The 15,665-nt window shown below is 36.3% G+C and carries 11 protein-coding genes; 6 read left to right on the top strand and 5 right to left on the bottom strand.

What is annotated here, in order from left to right:
• Positions 1-118: 118 nt before the first annotated feature.
• Together REB14_RS16860 and REB14_RS16855 are read left to right on the top strand one after the other, a co-directional pair.
• Positions 119-1,426 (top strand): AAA family ATPase, encoded by a 1,308-nt coding sequence (locus REB14_RS16860; protein ID WP_123864402.1) that lies wholly within the window; start codon positions 119-121, stop codon positions 1,424-1,426.
• Complete coding sequence (locus REB14_RS16855) at positions 1,419-2,075, top strand: HNH endonuclease (protein WP_105680876.1); 657 nt, start codon at positions 1,419-1,421, stop codon at positions 2,073-2,075. The genes REB14_RS16860 and REB14_RS16855 overlap by 8 nt, the downstream gene beginning before the upstream one ends.
• 761 nt (positions 2,076-2,836) lie before the next feature.
• Here REB14_RS16855 and REB14_RS16850 read toward each other — a convergent pair.
• Complete coding sequence (locus tag REB14_RS16850; protein WP_309522766.1) at positions 2,837-3,442, bottom strand: FMN-dependent NADH-azoreductase; 606 nt, start codon at positions 3,440-3,442, stop codon at positions 2,837-2,839.
• 83 nt (positions 3,443-3,525) lie between these two features.
• On the opposite strand from REB14_RS16850, the gene REB14_RS16845 reads away from it, so the two are divergent.
• Positions 3,526-3,945: a winged helix-turn-helix transcriptional regulator gene (locus REB14_RS16845; RefSeq protein ID WP_309522765.1), complete on the top strand. Its 420-nt coding sequence runs from the start codon at positions 3,526-3,528 to the stop codon at positions 3,943-3,945.
• Between the two features lie 230 nt (positions 3,946-4,175).
• A complete protein-coding gene (locus REB14_RS16840) occupies positions 4,176-5,435 on the top strand; it encodes a hypothetical protein (protein WP_309522764.1) in 1,260 nt (419 codons plus the stop codon).
• A 59-nt stretch (positions 5,436-5,494) separates the two neighbouring features.
• Here the strand turns inward: REB14_RS16840 and REB14_RS16835 are convergent, their stop codons facing one another.
• Positions 5,495-6,085, bottom strand: coding sequence for a DUF4840 domain-containing protein (locus REB14_RS16835; protein ID WP_309522763.1), 591 nt, complete (start codon positions 6,083-6,085; stop codon positions 5,495-5,497).
• 220 nt (positions 6,086-6,305) lie between these two features.
• Here REB14_RS16835 and REB14_RS16830 point away from each other — a divergent pair, with 220 nt between their 5' ends.
• Together REB14_RS16830 and REB14_RS16825 are read left to right on the top strand one after the other, a co-directional pair.
• Positions 6,306-6,863, top strand: a complete 558-nt coding sequence (locus tag REB14_RS16830; RefSeq protein ID WP_079242465.1) for a TetR/AcrR family transcriptional regulator — start codon at positions 6,306-6,308, stop codon at positions 6,861-6,863.
• Entirely contained in the window at positions 6,863-7,711 is an 849-nt protein-coding gene (locus REB14_RS16825; RefSeq protein WP_309522762.1) for a sialate O-acetylesterase, read from the top strand. The genes REB14_RS16830 and REB14_RS16825 overlap by 1 nt, the downstream gene beginning before the upstream one ends.
• A gap of 91 nt (positions 7,712-7,802) precedes the next feature.
• On the opposite strand, the gene REB14_RS16820 is transcribed toward REB14_RS16825, so the two are convergent.
• The 3 genes from REB14_RS16820 to REB14_RS16810 all read right to left on the bottom strand — a co-directional run bounded on the left by REB14_RS16820 (position 7,803) and on the right by REB14_RS16810 (position 15,458).
• A complete protein-coding gene (locus REB14_RS16820; protein WP_309522761.1) occupies positions 7,803-8,501 on the bottom strand; it encodes a DUF1826 domain-containing protein in 699 nt (232 codons plus the stop codon).
• A gap of 152 nt (positions 8,502-8,653) precedes the next feature.
• Positions 8,654-10,519 carry a T9SS type A sorting domain-containing protein gene (locus REB14_RS16815; protein WP_309522760.1) on the bottom strand — a complete coding sequence of 622 codons (1,866 nt, stop codon included), beginning with the start codon at positions 10,517-10,519 and terminating at the stop codon, positions 8,654-8,656.
• Positions 10,520-10,589: 70 nt separating this feature from the next.
• Positions 10,590-15,458 (bottom strand): PKD domain-containing protein, encoded by a 4,869-nt coding sequence (locus tag REB14_RS16810; protein ID WP_309522759.1) that lies wholly within the window; start codon positions 15,456-15,458, stop codon positions 10,590-10,592.
• Between the last annotated feature and the right edge of the window lie 207 nt (positions 15,459-15,665).

The raw sequence follows: 15,665 nt of genomic DNA, 5'->3' as shown, positions 1-15,665 counted from the left end.
ATTTTAAAGGCAACATTTTAATATATACCAAGTTCGAAATCATAACTAGTGAATATTTTTAACTGATAATACATACTTGTATATTAACAGCATAAACCATGCAAAGGAAAACTATAATATGATAATTAGCTATAATAAAGGACATAAATCCTATAAATTTTATAACCGTACTTACAAAAATTCAGAAAATATTTATACGATAATTGTTGGAAAGAACGGAAGTGGTAAGAGTCGCCTACTGAACGGAGTTATCGAAAATTTTATTCCTCATAATTTAATCAGAAAACACGGAAATAGTAAGCCTGGAGAAGTTATATGTACTGAACCACCAAAAAAAATAATTGCAGTTTCAACAAGTCCTTATGATAAATTCCCACTTATACAACCTCAATATTACGAGCCAATTATTAATACTTTTTATTCTTATATAGGAATTAGAGATGTGAAATCATTTGATATTTCACTGGGTTTTATGTCTAAAATTATTAAAGAATTACTCTATATACGATTAGGCAAAGAAGGGAATTATTTAGAAGTAATAAATGTATTAAAGTACTTAGGATATTCGGAAGAGCTCATCATCACATTTGAAATAGGAACTACCTCTACTCAGGTCAAAAAATTTTTGGAAGATCAAGATTTGAGCAATCTATCTAAAGGTCCTAGTAAACTTCATAGGTATTTTTTCGAAGATCAATTTAAAACAGAAAAAATTGAAAAGTTAAAAAATATTTTTTTTGAATACGACTTTAGAAAGGAAAAACGTTTACCTATCGTAACTATGAATGTGGAATATATCCATTCAGAAATGCATATTCACGATCTATTGTTTTTAATTGAGTGCGGTATTGCAAGATTAAAGGATGTGGAAATTATGAAACTCGAAACTGAGCGCATTCATAAAATTAATGAAGCGAGCTCAGGTCAGCAATGTATATTTACGACATTTCTAGGTATTGCCTGCCATATTGAAGATAACAGCTTAATTGTAATTGACGAACCAGAAATTTCATTACATCCAGAGTGGCAAGAAAGGTATATTACTCTTTTAATGGAAACATTCCAAAACTATAAGAATTGCCATTTTATTATAGCTACCCATTCCCCACAAATAATCGCAAGACTGTCACAACAGAACTGTTTTATATTACAAATGGATGAGATGGAATTAAAAAATGGTTATGAGATGGCCAATAATTCTGTAGATTTTCAATTAGCAAATGTTTTTAATGCACCCGGGTTTAAAAACGAATACTTAGCTAGGATATCATTTTCTATTATTTCAAAAGTAGGTAAAACGAACCATTTTGACGATGAAGATTTAAGGAATTTTGAGCTTTTGAAATCTCAAATAAAAAATTTACAGAATAATGATCCTATAAAAAACCTATTTCAATTAATTAAAGAACTTAAAAAAAATGGCTGATATTAATAATCCAATTGTTTATACTCATGAGATAAAAATGAGAGTTTTGGATTTTCTAGCTAGGCCTGATCTTAAGAGTTCAGATTGGGGTGAAGATGAAATCCAAGATATTCGAAAAATTATTCGAAATTATTACAGAAACTTAACAAAGAAATGTTTTTATTGTAGAAACGAGATTTCATTAAGGTCTGTGAAAAATTGTCATGTCGAGCATATTATTCCTAAAAGCAAATATTTAAATTTTATGTTTGAACCTAAAAATTTATGTGTTATATGTTCTGACTGCAATGAGATTAAGAATAACAAAGAAGTGGCTGGAACGTTGGAGGAAGTTGTAAAGGGAAAAAGGACATTAATTTTATATCCGAGATCTTCAGATAGATTCTTAGTTGTGCATCCACATTTTGACAATTATGAAGAACACATTCGTAAAATTGGAGATATTTACATAGATCTTTCACCAAAGGGATCTTATACAATGCATATTTGTGAATTAAATAGAAAGCTTCATAAATATGGAATGGGATCAATAGCACTTGCTCGGTCAGAGTTATTTGATTTATTTAATGAGATAATGAATAGTAACAACTATACTCATGAGATGATGCTGATGAATAAGCTTAAAGAATATTTTATTCGGACTTCTTAATGGATAAGTTGAAAACAAATGATGATTTCCATCATTGTAACTTGACCTCAACTTAGAGTATCTGGTATTAAAGATATTTTAGAACAGATTTCAGCAAATAGAAAAAATGAAGAAAAGCTAGTAATTCTAACTCTTAATTATTCTATGGATTATAATAGCGATGATTTAAAATAATAGGGAAATTTATTTAAAATTCACTGAATAATGTTGATTTAAATTTGAGTCAAACAAAATTTTAGCTTTGTTAGAAAGATTTATTGAAAAAATTTAATTTAGAAATCTGGACAATCTGTTATTAAATTCAAACCTTATTTTCATCCATAATTTGATAAAAAAATTGAGGATACAAGCAAAATGTATCAATTATCATAGTTACATCGAGAATTATTAAGTATTTGATTTGTAATTGCCTATAAAATTAAAGGTTTACAAAAGTAATGCAAATGTGTCTTTAAATTTATCTATAAAAAATATAAAACAATGACTAACAAATATTTAAGATAAATATATTCTCGCAAAAATGTAAAAAAAAGATGTTGCAGCATCTTAACCGTGTACCAGTTTTGTACACCTTGTATTGTCTTAACCACCATTATAAACACTTCTTTGATACTGCATCGGAAACTAAAACCTTAATCTCTATTGACCATCCTAAAACAGTATTAATCACGAAAAATAATAATTGCTAATCCGGCATACATCTTTACAATAAGCTAAACAGCTACCTATCTGTATTTTAAGATAAGTAGCTGTCATATTTATCAGGCCTGAGTGATGGCTGTTTCAATGTCTTCTACAGCTTTCAGAAAACTCGCTTCCCTTAGTTCCGGTATCACTGTACCTTCTGTTTTGAAAACTTCCACATCGGTAATTCCTATAAATTCAAAAAATGTCTTCAGGTATTTTTCCATATTCTCTACGATTCCATTATCATAGACTCCTCCTACCGCAAAATTCAGGTATACTTTTTTATTTTCAAGAAGTCCTTTGAGTGTACCGTCGGCGTAAGAAAATGTTTTCCCTGCAATAGAAATATGATCAATCCATGATTTCAATGTTGAAGGAATCCCAAAATTGTAAAACGGAACACCAATCACAATAATATCTGCTTCCTGGATTTCCTTTATCGCCTGATCTGAGAACCTTGAAACTTCTCTTTCCTGTTCATTTTTTTCTTCGTCTCTTACATTAAAGGCATTGAAGTGCTCAAGTTCCATGTGCGGAATGATATCATTAGCCAGGTCACGAACAACAACCTTGCTCAAATTATCTTTTGCCAATAAATGTTCAATTACTGCCTGTGACAGTTTGCTGCTTACCGAATCTTCACCGCTGATGCTTGTTTTGATATTTAAAATATTTGCCATTTCTAAATTTTTTGTTTTTGACAGGGACAAAATTATTGTAAATTCACATTCCAAAGTATAGCAGTTACCTAAAGGAAAGCAACATGGAAGAACATCATGATCATAAAGAATGCCTGCAAGCACTTAGACCCATTCGGGACACTCTGGACATCATCAGCGGAAAGTGGAAATTGCAGATTATCATTTCCGTGAATGCAGGAAACAGACGTTTTACAGAAATACGAAAAAGCATTCCAAAGCTGACACCAAAAGTACTGGCAAAGGAATTAAAGGAACTGGAACAGAACGGACTGATTGAACGGATCGTAACAGAGAGCTACCCTGTCATTATTGAATATTTCCCTACAGATTATACCAGTACATTGGATCAGGTGGTAACTTCATTACAGGATTGGGGCGAGAATCATCGAAGACATATTTTTGGGACAACTCATACACCTGCAGAAAAAAGTAAGGTTACCGAAACCACGAATGAACAAAACAAAATTATTTCGTCAGAATAGGAATTTACAGCTTGACTCTTTACCGTCCTACTCCTGATACATTTCAATTTCAGAAACGCTCAGTTCAGGAATTCTTCTTTACTTTCTAAGCAACAATGATCACTGCAGTTTATTTTTTACCTGGAAGTAATTTAATTCCCTTTATTTAATCGTTTGCTTTGAAAAATAGCGAAAAAGGGTAATGTTTTAGTATTTGTTTACAGAGGTAACTTTATCAAAAAATAAGTACCATGGACGCAATTATTAAAAAACTATCAATTTTAAGTGTACTGATTTCACTGATGAGTTTCTGTTCCTTCCTGTTTGCGCAGGTTTATCCAATCGGGCAAATGGTTTTGACCACTTACGGCCAGTCTTTTACCATGTATAACACGGGAGTAATTGTTCAGAATGGAAATCCGGGAAATGCAGGCCAGGCAGTATATGACCAAACCGGAATTAATTATCTGTGTTTGCCCTCGGCAGTTCCTTATCAAAAGGCATTTTTTCTTGACTTTGATAGAAATATTATTGAATTAGATTACCGATTGGGATACCGGATTATTGGTTATTCCACGATTCCTGTCCCTCCCCGACCTGTGATGTTCCTGCCAAAACCAACTTACGATAATCAAATAGGAATTGAAACCGCTGACGGATTGAGACCCTTACCTACACAAATAGTGGATGAACAAAAACCTTTCGGGGACGTCATGATGACAAGCGAACAAACGGCTGTAGACTGTTATAAAAACACCATGAATCCTGACGGAACAATCAATAAGCTGGAATTCGGGGATTGTATGGTAACAAATATGGCTGGCAAAAAAGAACTTGAAATTTATAAGTGCGCCAAAAACTCAGAAACCCCTGAGGAACAAAGTCTTTGTATGCTCAGTATATTAGGAGGTTCAAAAGAAAGACAGATTACTCAGGATATGATGAAATGCTATAAAGAATATGGTAATAATTACGAAATGTATCCGCTTTGTTTTGCTGATAAAGTAAATAATCCGGAGTTAAAACAATTAGTTTCCTGCTTTAAAGATCAGGCCAGCAGTGGTCAGGTAACCTTTATGGGAACTGCTGTGTGCTACGGCGCAGGAAAGCTTAATCTGAATACGGAAGCACAAATAGCAGTGGAATGCGCTGTAAGTACCGGAGGCCAGCCTTATGCATTTGCAGGTTGTGCAGGCGGCCAATTGACCTACCGTGAATTAAGCAAATGTTTAACAAACGGTGTAGGTGGAGATCATGGATGTTTTGGAAAGAATAATACGATTGTTAAAGGATTAAATCAAATTGGAGATGCCTTAAAAAATCAGTTCGGACCTACGAATGATATCGTTAAAACATGGAATACGACCGTTCATGATTTACAATACGGTCCCGGAAAAAATCATGAAGCCGTAAAAGTGGTCAGAAACATAAGTAATGAACTGGGAAAAGCAGGAACTAATGTAGCCAAAGAAATAAAAAAAGTAGTTCCTAAAATAAGGATCAAATGGTAATTAAGAAATAAAACAGATGCACTTGTGTAAGTGCATCTGTACAATATTTAATCCTGCGATTACTTCTTCAGCATTTGAAAATTATATTTTATAGGATTGAAAGGATTGACAGCTGTTCCTTCAACGGTTATTTTACTCGCAAGCAGTTCAAAATTCATATTTTGCTTGCTCTGTTTGGTAAACAATCCTTTTTTGGAAGCTGTAAATGTTATGACCACCTTTTTGTTTACTCCATCCATAGGAACCTGAACCGTTAATTCTTTAGGAAGAAGATTAAGTTCTATTTCCTTTTTATACTGATATAAAACTGCTGTATAATCCAGGTCATATTTTATTTTCCCAATGGCTGTTAAGGCTTGATTAGCTTTCACGGGATCAGAAATTACAGAGTAAATAATTTCTTTCATTGGAAATTCTGAATAGGAAATCAAGTTTTTCTTGGCCGTAAAAGCAATCGCTGTTTCTCCGTTTACAGTTCCCTGGGATACACTTGCTTTTCCTGTGTATTCACCATTAAGATCATCAAAACTGATGGTCACAGGATTAGGTTTAGGAGATTCATCATCATTACTGCAGCTTGCCAGAGCAAAAGGAATAGCCAATAAGATCACAAGCATAGATATCAATTTTACATGAATGAATTTTTTCATTTTGATTTTAATTAATTATTTTGATTAAAAAAATATTTTACTGAGTACTCATCTATATAAATACAGAAATTCCATATCCTTGCTTGGGATTTAAAAAAATAAATTTAATCACTTGATTTACTGCATATTATTCTCAATACCGATTTCTATTGATCATGATTTTTTAAATTAATGTCTCAATATTGAGACATTTGTCGTAAATTTGAGCCAATAAAAAATAATGAGTACTCAACAAAAAATTATTGATACCGCTATAACGGTTTTCAATGAAAACTTTTCGGCAACATTTGAAGAGATTGCAGAACATTGTAATCTTAACAGAAGGACATTGCACCGCTATTTCAAAAACCGGAACGAATTACTGGAAGCCTGCAACAAAAATATGATGCAGGCCTGGGAAAATGCAGCTATTAAAGCTTGTAACAGTTCCACAGATCCGCTGGTACAACTTGAAAACTTATTATATGCAGGAATTGAGAGCGGAACAAAGTATGCTTTTTTGATAAAACTGAATGAAATTGAGCCTACCTATAAAACCGAAACAGGTAAGGAGTATTTAAAAGTAAGAAATGAGCTGTTCAGTACAATTGAAAAACTACAAAAAGAAGGATTGATAGACAGCCAGTTGCCATTAGTCTGGATAAAAATTCTTTTCACAAATACGATCACTGCAACCATCACCGCTTACAGATCCGGAGATATTGCTCCCAATGAAATAAAAAAACTAGCCTGGAATGCCTTTAGCAGAAGCATAGGCATGCAATTAAATAAACAATAATGATACATTCTTTTTTAATGATAGGCCAGTCCAATATGGCTGGACGCGGCTACGCAAAGGAAGTCCCTCCTATTTTTGACGAACATATTAAAATACTGAGAAACGGATTATGGCAAATCATGTCAGAACCGATAAATTATGATCGTCCAAGTTCGGGTATCGGGCTTGCGGCTTCATTTGCAGCAGCATGGAGACTTGATAATACGCAGAATGAAATTGGATTAATTCCATGTGCTGACGGAGGCACCAGTCTTGATGACTGGGCTGTGGATGGTGCTTTATTTGAAAACGCTATATCACAAGCCAGACTTGCCCAACGAACAAGCGAAATCAAAGGAATCTTATGGCATCAGGGTGAGAGTGACTGCTCTCCTGAAAAGGCAGAAAAGTATCAGGAAAAATTTTCTGAAATTATTGAAACGCTGCGTAAAGAATTAAACAGTCCGAAAATTCCTCTTATCATTGGTGGCTTAGGCGATTATCTATCCCATGGAATATTTGGACCGTATTTCATTCATTATCCTTTAGTCAATCAGCAATTGGAACAGTTTGCACAGACTCATGAAAACTGTTATTTTGCCACCGCAAAAGACCTTACTGCCAATCCTGACGGTGTACATTTCAATGCACATTCACAAAGATTACTGGGAATCAGGTATTATCATGCGTATCGGGATCTGAAAAACATCTTCAATCCTTTGCCTGATGAGGGCAGCATACTGGAAAAAATCTATAAACGATCTTACACTAAGACAGAAAAAATCAAACTGCTGGAACACGAATTTGCCGTCGGGAATATTGAAAGTAAAGATTACTTAAACGAACTAAAGGCAATCAGTCAGGAGTAAAAAAGCGCTTTATAAGCAGCCATAAAAAATCCAACATCTTTCCGATATTGGATTTTTTTATTCAATCAATTGATTTTACTCAAAATATAATCTAACAAATCAACAGCAATCTGTATGCTCCATCATTTTCAACAGGTGCTCTGTGAACACAAGGTAATGCTTCTTGGTCAGGATGATCTACAGCAATCCGCCAAAGATGGCCAACACCCAAATTGACAGGCTTTGCATCAGGCTTAGGCTGATAATGAAGATCAAAGAAATACTCTTTCAGGAAGTCTTCAAATTCTTCTTCCGGACCGTCGTGTAATGTTTTGAGCTGTTCCCGGATTTCAGGAATTAAAATTTTCTGTTCAACCTCATCATTGGCTATGATGTCGCTTGCTGCCCCGTGATAAGTACAAAGAAAAGTATCTGTTCCTACAGGTGAACGGTCTACATGATACGAGTATACGTCTGTTGAAATAAAACCAAGTTCTTCGTCACGTTCATAGCATTTCAGTAAATTAAGAACAGGAGATGCTCCAAAATCTGTCAGTAACTGCAAATCATTTAAAATAATTTCTCTCGCTATACTGCCTTCTTCTGATAGTTGGAGTGCTAAAAGATCTTCACTGGTGACTTCGGTGATATTATCTTTTAACTGAAGCTTTGCCACAATTTCTTTAAAATCACCCGCCATATTTCGATGCCAGCAAATGGCATTCATCACTCCCTGAAAATGGGTATTTACAAGTTCAGAAAAGGAAGAAACCACTCCAATTTGACGATTATCAGAAAACATATTGTTCATATTTTGGAATAAACAGTTTAGCCATTTAATTCTGTGCAAAAATACGGAATAGGTTATTCAATTCCATCAACCAGCAACGATAAAAAAACAGTGCTTTCTTTTGGAGAACACTGCTTTATATATAAGGTTATTAGTTTTCAGTTTTGTTTTTTTTACTTCTTCAATATTTTTTCCGTTACTGTCGAAGATTTGGTTTTAAGTTTAACGTAATATACTCCTGTCTGAAGAGAAGATACTACAATCTGTTCCTGCATCATATTCAAAGTTCCCTGTTTTACCAGTTGTCCCGTAGCCCCAAAAATCTCATAAGAAACCAAAGGCTCTTTACTCTTAATCGTTAATACATCCTGAACCGGATTAGGATATAATTGCATTCCTGCCTGAGCAGCAGTTTCTTCTACTGACATCTGACTGCACGCTGATTTAGCAAATTTTGTAAAAAAAGACTGAGATTTTCCTCCTGCTACATTAACCGCCATTGTATTGACATTGTCATTGGCATCTGTAAATAACTGATCATGAAAAAAACCTCCCACCACATAGTTGCCATCATTATCTGCAGCAACCGCCGTAAATTCATCTATAACATAATAGTTACTGCGGATTTCTCCTGTTCCCAAAACATCTCCGGTATCTTTATTAAGTCTCACCAATAAAGGATCTGATCTGTCTCCATCAGGACGTACCATTGCATAGCTTCCCCAGACATCAGACCAACTTCCTTTAGCAAAGGCTATTTCATTTCCATTTATAGCAATTGTTCCTTTGGTAAAACGATAACCAAACTGAAGACCAGACATTGCTTCCGGAGTTCTTGCCCATTGTACTGTACCTGCTGCGTTCATCTTCATAACAAACGGAACAGCTTCCACATAATTTCTCAGAGGAAAAGTATAGCTTCCGAAAGTTGCAGGCACGGTTATTCCGTTAAAATAACGCCCTGAAATATAAATATCTGAAGTAACCGGGTCTTTTATAATTGCATGAATTTCATCATCCGTACTTGTTGTACCATTATTAAGTTCTTTTCTCCATACCTCAGCTCCGGTAGTACCATCTAAAGCAAGTACATATGCTGCTTTCGTAAATGGAACATTGTTATAGGAAAGATCAACCAGATTACTGAATCCCGGATCCATTCTTTTACCAGCGATATAATAACGATTCAAACTTTCATCGTATACTACATTCACTTTTCCCTCTCTTCCTACAATATTTATTGCTCCTCCTGTAACAGGAAGAAGCAAAGGAGTCGCTGGTGTCATATTCCCATTATCATAATTGAATTTAACGGCATAATACTGATACGTTGATGTAAAGGTTGAAGGCACTGTAATTAATCCGTTTAAATGCGTACCTGCTCTAAACCCCATTATAGCATGAATATTTTTAGATGCATCCATATACATCATCTGAACATCACACATTCGCGTGGAATAGCTAACATCACCCTGTAAAGACTTGCTCCATGCCAATGTACCGTCTGAAGTATTATATTTTAGGAGAAAAGCAGCTTTATGGGCTGGTTCTATCGTTTGGTCATAATAAGTATACAAAGGCTGTGTATGGGTATCATCAAAATGCATAGGAACAACATTAGGATCTCCTACATATGAATTGTTATAAAGGGTTGCCAGCACATATAATCCTCCGTTATTATCTACTTTAATATGCCATGCATTTTCTCCATCTCCTGAACCTCCTATTGGCCTGGTCCATCTTATATTTCCTGCACAGTCTGCAGAGAACAGAAAAAGATCACTCAGACCGTAATTGGTTACAGAAGCTCCATTCAGATTTTGATCCTGTTCACGCATTGTGGCAAGATAATAGGTATTATTGTTATTATCCACTACAATATCCCTTATAGATTCATCAAATACATAATGAAACCCCGGATCAGCAGAACCTGTTAATCCTCCTGCCTGTTTTCCCCATTGCCATTGATAAGCCTGACTAAAAGATAATCCTGGTACTATCAGAAGTAATCCCCAAAGTTTGTTTTTTAATTGTATCATAAAAATTCATTTAATTATCACATCCTATAAAAAACAGTGCTCTCCGAAGAGAACACTGCTTTATAAGCTACTAATTTTTAATTAGTTTTCCTTGTAATGAGGTGTCTCCCGTTTGTACGATAACAATATAAACACCCTGCAACCAGCTGGTAACATCCACATCTACCTCTCCGGAAGCCGTTTTCAGTTCCTTACGGAATTTGACATTGCCCATGGCATCAAAAACTGTAACCTGTTTTGCCTGTAATTTTTCATTGCCCGTATTATACGAGATTTTCACTTTTTCCTTAGCAGGATTTGGGATCATTTTCAGAGAAGAAACTGAAGTCGCTATTACACTTCTTTCTGCACTTTTCATACCCATCCAGTTTGGATCCACCGCTTTGGTAGTAAACTTACATGTCTCATTAGAGAATAAAATCTCATCTGTACCCTGGAAGCCTGAGTTTGGATAGAATGCCAATGGATTAGCGTTCATATCATACACCCCGCCTGCCGGAATCGTAATAATAGATGGAAGATAAATTCCAAATCCATTAAGACTTGAAACGGTAAGACTTATCGGCTGGCTTCCGGTATTGAAGATTACTCCATACACATTATAATGGTCACCAACCCATTTCATATTTTTGATATCTGCTTCCAGTTTACATTCTGTTTCGAATCCACATTCTTTACCTGGATAGTAATTCATGGTTCCGGAAGTAAACTGACATCCCAGATGATCGATTTGCAGCTGATAGGTCCCTGCAACATTGATATACAGCGGATAGATATAATTATTGTTTCCGCTCTGGATGCTGTTTCCAAACAACAGCCAATCATGATGATCGAAGACTCCTTTTGGTCCTAAAACATAATTCTTTCTAAGACATTCATCATAGCATCCCGTTGGGAATACCCACATCAGGCTTTCAAGGCTTAATGGAACCTGTGTATTACCTACAACTTTACATCCACTTGGTGCCGTATAAATAACCTGATAAGCACCACCTTCATTCACTGTAATAGATTGCCCTGTCATCCCGTTGCTCCAGTTATAAACTCCTGCAGACGGTCCAGATGCTGTCAACATCACCTGATAAGGCTGGCAGTTTACCATATTATAAGTTACTGAAATCGGTGCCGGTGGACTATTTACAGTAACTGTAAAGCTTTTGCTGCTTGTACATCCTGAGGTACCCGGAGTTCTTACTTCCAGCGTATACACATAAGTACCAGCAGATAATGGTCCTGTACTTATAGCAATAGGATAAGGAGAAGAAGCCCATGGTACAATCACAGAATTTCCTTTTTTCCACTGATATTCTAGTGTATTATCTGTTACAATACCTGTAAGTACTGTTGAAGATCCTTCGCAGATATTCGCTGTTCCTGATATGTTAACATATGGAGGATTTTTAAGCGTTACCGGTATTGCTTTAGTACTCATAATACTTGTTGTACATCCGTCTGATGATACCAGCACAGGCCAGTAGTTACCTGATTGTGTTGGTGTGAATACAGGAGAGTTTGGTGCTCCTGAAACAGGTTGAGAACCATTCATCCAGATATACTGAGTAGGAGACCCTAGTGTACTGCTGAATATAATATTAGGAGCACTTCCTATACAAGCAACAAGTGTAGGAGGCGCCAAATCTCCATCGAGAGTGGCCTCTTTTACATCAACACCAATTACAGGAGAAAGATATTCACATCCCATAGGAGTTTTAATTTTCAACTGAATTGTTTTTGTTCCTGCTGTATTGTACGTTATTGTAGCACCTGATCCTGTCGTAATATAAGATGTACCATCAAAAATCCATGTGTAGGTATTTCCGGGAACATAATTTATTGGACTGAACGTTATAGGCGAACGTGCACATAACCAGGCAGGAACCAAGAAAGAGGTATCAGGGATCGGAGCTAATGTAATAGTCTGCGTAGTGGTACATATTGGCTTCCCTGGTGCAGACACCGTCATTGTAAAGGTATAAATCCCTGGTGCAAGATTATAAGTAGCTGACTGCCCTGTTTGAGTAGGCTGTCCCGGCGAAGTGAATGTGTAAGTAATAGACGCCGGATTGATTTCAAATATTGTAGAAGTATTGAAAAGTGTTACACTATAACCATTTCCACTACATACTGTACTGATATTGAATTTAGGTTCATAATTCTTTCTCACTTCTACCCCTTTGCTGTACCAGCATGATCCGTATCTCAGACGTACAAAAACAAGATGTGCTCCTGCAAGATTAGTCTGATATACCGGTGAAGCAGTTCCCTGACCGGAAACCAAAGTAAGCATAGGATCTGACAACCATTGGATTTCATCCGGAGTTCCATTGTATGTTAAACCAGAAACCGTAATATTGTTACAAGCAGACCATGCCGGAACAAAGTTAATCTGAGGATTTGCTGTACAACTTCCACTGCTCGGACAAGACTGAGTCACATTAATATTCTGTGAAGAAACCACACAACCGTTAATGTCTACAGCCTGTACTCTATATGTTCCAAAAGCACCTGCTCCTGAAATCGTAAACGAGTTTGTAGTTGCACCTGGTATAATACCATTATTTTTATACCACTGCCAGGACATGATATTGGTAAGTCCTGTAGAGCTGTTAGCCGTAATAGTATACGGTGTCATTGTGGTAGGATCACAAACTGCAATATTATATACCGGAGAAACAGTAATAATGGTTTCAGGATATACAATAAAGTTAGCACTTGCTGTAGGTTTATAGTTACATCCGTTAGTACCTGCATAAGTTACAGTAACTGTGTGAGAAACATTGTTTCCTGAATTATTCTGAATATATCCGTTATTCGGGAAGCTATAAATTCCAGCCGGATTAAAGGCTGTCGTAAACGTTCCGCCAGCAAAAGTGAAAGTAACACTTGTGGCTGAAGTAATAGTTCCCTGATTTACTGTAAAAGTAAGATTTGATCCTAAACAAATTCCACCAACATTGGTAAAGCTTACTACCGGAAGCGTTATTAAAGATACCGGCATAGTGATGATTTTCGTCACTCCACATTTTACTACTTTCAAGATCAGATTGGTAGTATTTGTTGAAGAAATTTCATTGAAGTTTACCGTAATATTAGCTGTACCTTGTCCTCCCACTACACTTCCGAAGTTTGAACTGGCAAATGACCATTCCATAAAATCCGGAACAATACCGTTGAGGTTTGCACTGAAAGTTTGAGTACTACTGGGACAGAAAGGTCCTGAGTTTGGATTAATAACAATCGTGCTAAGATCCAGCTTCGTTACATTGAATGATTTTGGAGCTGAAAGACATGCTGCACTGCTGATCGATTTATTCTGTGCAGACACTGTATATGATGAAGCACCAGCATTAAATATCACCGTAACAGATTGTCCTGCGTTACTTCCCTGAATAGTTCCGTTGGTAACACTCCAAACTGGTACCATTCCTGGATCCACTGTACTGATGGTATAAACATAAGGTTTTCCTGGACACACTTTTGTTTCTCCGGAAATGGTTCCGTTAGGTGCCTGTGGAATTGGTAATACCTTAATAATTCTTCCATTGCTTTCACAACCTCCACCTTGCTTGGTAGCCGTCACAGTATATGTTCCTGCCGTTGCAAAGTTGTAGTTGAATATTCCCGTCATTGGTGGCGAAGTATAGGTAGATGCTCCGGTTGTTACTTTCCAGATCACCGGTACGTTAGGAGAAGCCGTAAATCCCTGGCTTGTTCCGGCGCAGATTTCATCCACACCTCCACTTACCAATACAGGAGCCTCTACTATGATATCTATAGAAGCCTGTCCTTCACATGTCAATAAAGTATTGAAATAATTAGCCGTAAGATGATAAGTCCCTGGCTGATTTGCGGAGAAAACAATTTCATTTCTCTGTTGAGTATTCGTCAACAGACCTCCCGCAGGACCAGAAACATTCCAGTTAACTTTGGTTGTTGGCCACTGAGGAATTGAATAGGTATACTGTCTGCCAGTACATATCACTTCCTGTCCTTTAATTTTTGCATTTTTTAAAACTACAGGAATTTTAATTGTCGTCCACTCAGGACAAGCACATTCTGACATGTACATTACATATCCAAAGCCGTCAGACGGATCTACCTGATCCCAAACCACTTCAATTTCGTTACCGTTATTGTTGACAATTGATCCTCCGATAACTTTCCATTGTCCTTTGTTGCATCCATCCTGTACATTGTATTTTTCAGTACTGCCTTCACATACTACGGAAGCACAGTTAATCTGTACAGGATCAGCTTTTAATACCTTGATCTGTTTTTTAATTTTATCCTGGCAGCCACACTTGTTGGTTACCGTCAGAGTGATCGTATAGTTTCCGGGATTAGCATACAAATGAGACGGCTCAAAAGCGGTAGAAGTTGTACCATCGCCAAAGTCCCAGAAGTAGTTAATGATATCCGATCCACCGTTCTGTTCAGAAAGATTATCGAAATAGATCGTCGTATTTCTACATACAGTATCAGCCAGGTTTAACATTTCGAATTTAGCAATCGGTCTGTTAATCTTTTCGATACAAATGGTCTGGGTTTCAACAGTTCCGTCATTATAGGTGATAACCGCCTGTAAAGATCCGTTCCCCGCTGCTCCCCAGCTTACATTCGCTATGGTATTCGCAGGTCCTGAAATAGCTGCAGTACCTCCTGAAACCGTCCATTGGACATTGGAAACATTCGGTCCCTGAATCTCGTATTTTACAGTTGATTGCTCACAGACACGGAGACATTGAGATGAGTTGATGTAGGAATAAGCGATTCCGTTGTCAGGGATCTGACCTTCTTTTTCGCCACGGAATTCCTGGCATCCGACCTGAGCGGTCCATGTAATTCGAGCTTGAGCTTGCAGTACCCAGGGTACCAGAAGCCAACATAGCAGGAGCCATCTGAAGATGTGCTGCCTACCAAAATAGGTGTTGTTTTTCATAGTTATTAAAAAAGTGTTATTAATTTTTTGTCAAATTAATAAAAATAATAATACAAAAATCATTTAATCGTGAAAAAATAACATTATTTCACATTTGAATTTCAACAATATATATAAATTCATACTTATATGTTATTTCACCAACCTATTAGTTATATAAAAAAAATCATCTTTTTTTTAATTTCGGGGTTACCAAGGCATTTTCAA

This window comes from Chryseobacterium metallicongregator (assembly GCF_031324065.1).
Taxonomy (GTDB): domain Bacteria; phylum Bacteroidota; class Bacteroidia; order Flavobacteriales; family Weeksellaceae; genus Chryseobacterium; species Chryseobacterium metallicongregator.
This window is presented reverse-complemented; position numbering and strand designations above follow the sequence as displayed.

Bases quoted from the DNA above. Each gene is read 5' to 3' on its own strand.
- REB14_RS16860 (WP_123864402.1), top strand. From the start codon at position 119: ATGATAATTAGCTATAATAAAGGACATAAATCCTATAAATTTTATAAC.
- REB14_RS16855 (WP_105680876.1), top strand. From the start codon at position 1,419: ATGGCTGATATTAATAATCCAATTGTTTATACTCATGAGATAAAAATG.
- REB14_RS16850 (WP_309522766.1), bottom strand. From the start codon at position 3,442: ATGGCAAATATTTTAAATATCAAAACAAGCATCAGCGGTGAAGATTCG.
- REB14_RS16845 (WP_309522765.1), top strand. From the start codon at position 3,526: ATGGAAGAACATCATGATCATAAAGAATGCCTGCAAGCACTTAGACCC.
- REB14_RS16840 (WP_309522764.1), top strand. From the start codon at position 4,176: ATGGACGCAATTATTAAAAAACTATCAATTTTAAGTGTACTGATTTCA.
- REB14_RS16835 (WP_309522763.1), bottom strand. From the start codon at position 6,085: ATGAAAAAATTCATTCATGTAAAATTGATATCTATGCTTGTGATCTTA.
- REB14_RS16830 (WP_079242465.1), top strand. From the start codon at position 6,306: ATGAGTACTCAACAAAAAATTATTGATACCGCTATAACGGTTTTCAAT.
- REB14_RS16825 (WP_309522762.1), top strand. From the start codon at position 6,863: ATGATACATTCTTTTTTAATGATAGGCCAGTCCAATATGGCTGGACGC.
- REB14_RS16820 (WP_309522761.1), bottom strand. From the start codon at position 8,501: ATGAACAATATGTTTTCTGATAATCGTCAAATTGGAGTGGTTTCTTCC.
- REB14_RS16815 (WP_309522760.1), bottom strand. From the start codon at position 10,519: ATGATACAATTAAAAAACAAACTTTGGGGATTACTTCTGATAGTACCA.
- REB14_RS16810 (WP_309522759.1), bottom strand. From the start codon at position 15,458: ATGAAAAACAACACCTATTTTGGTAGGCAGCACATCTTCAGATGGCTC.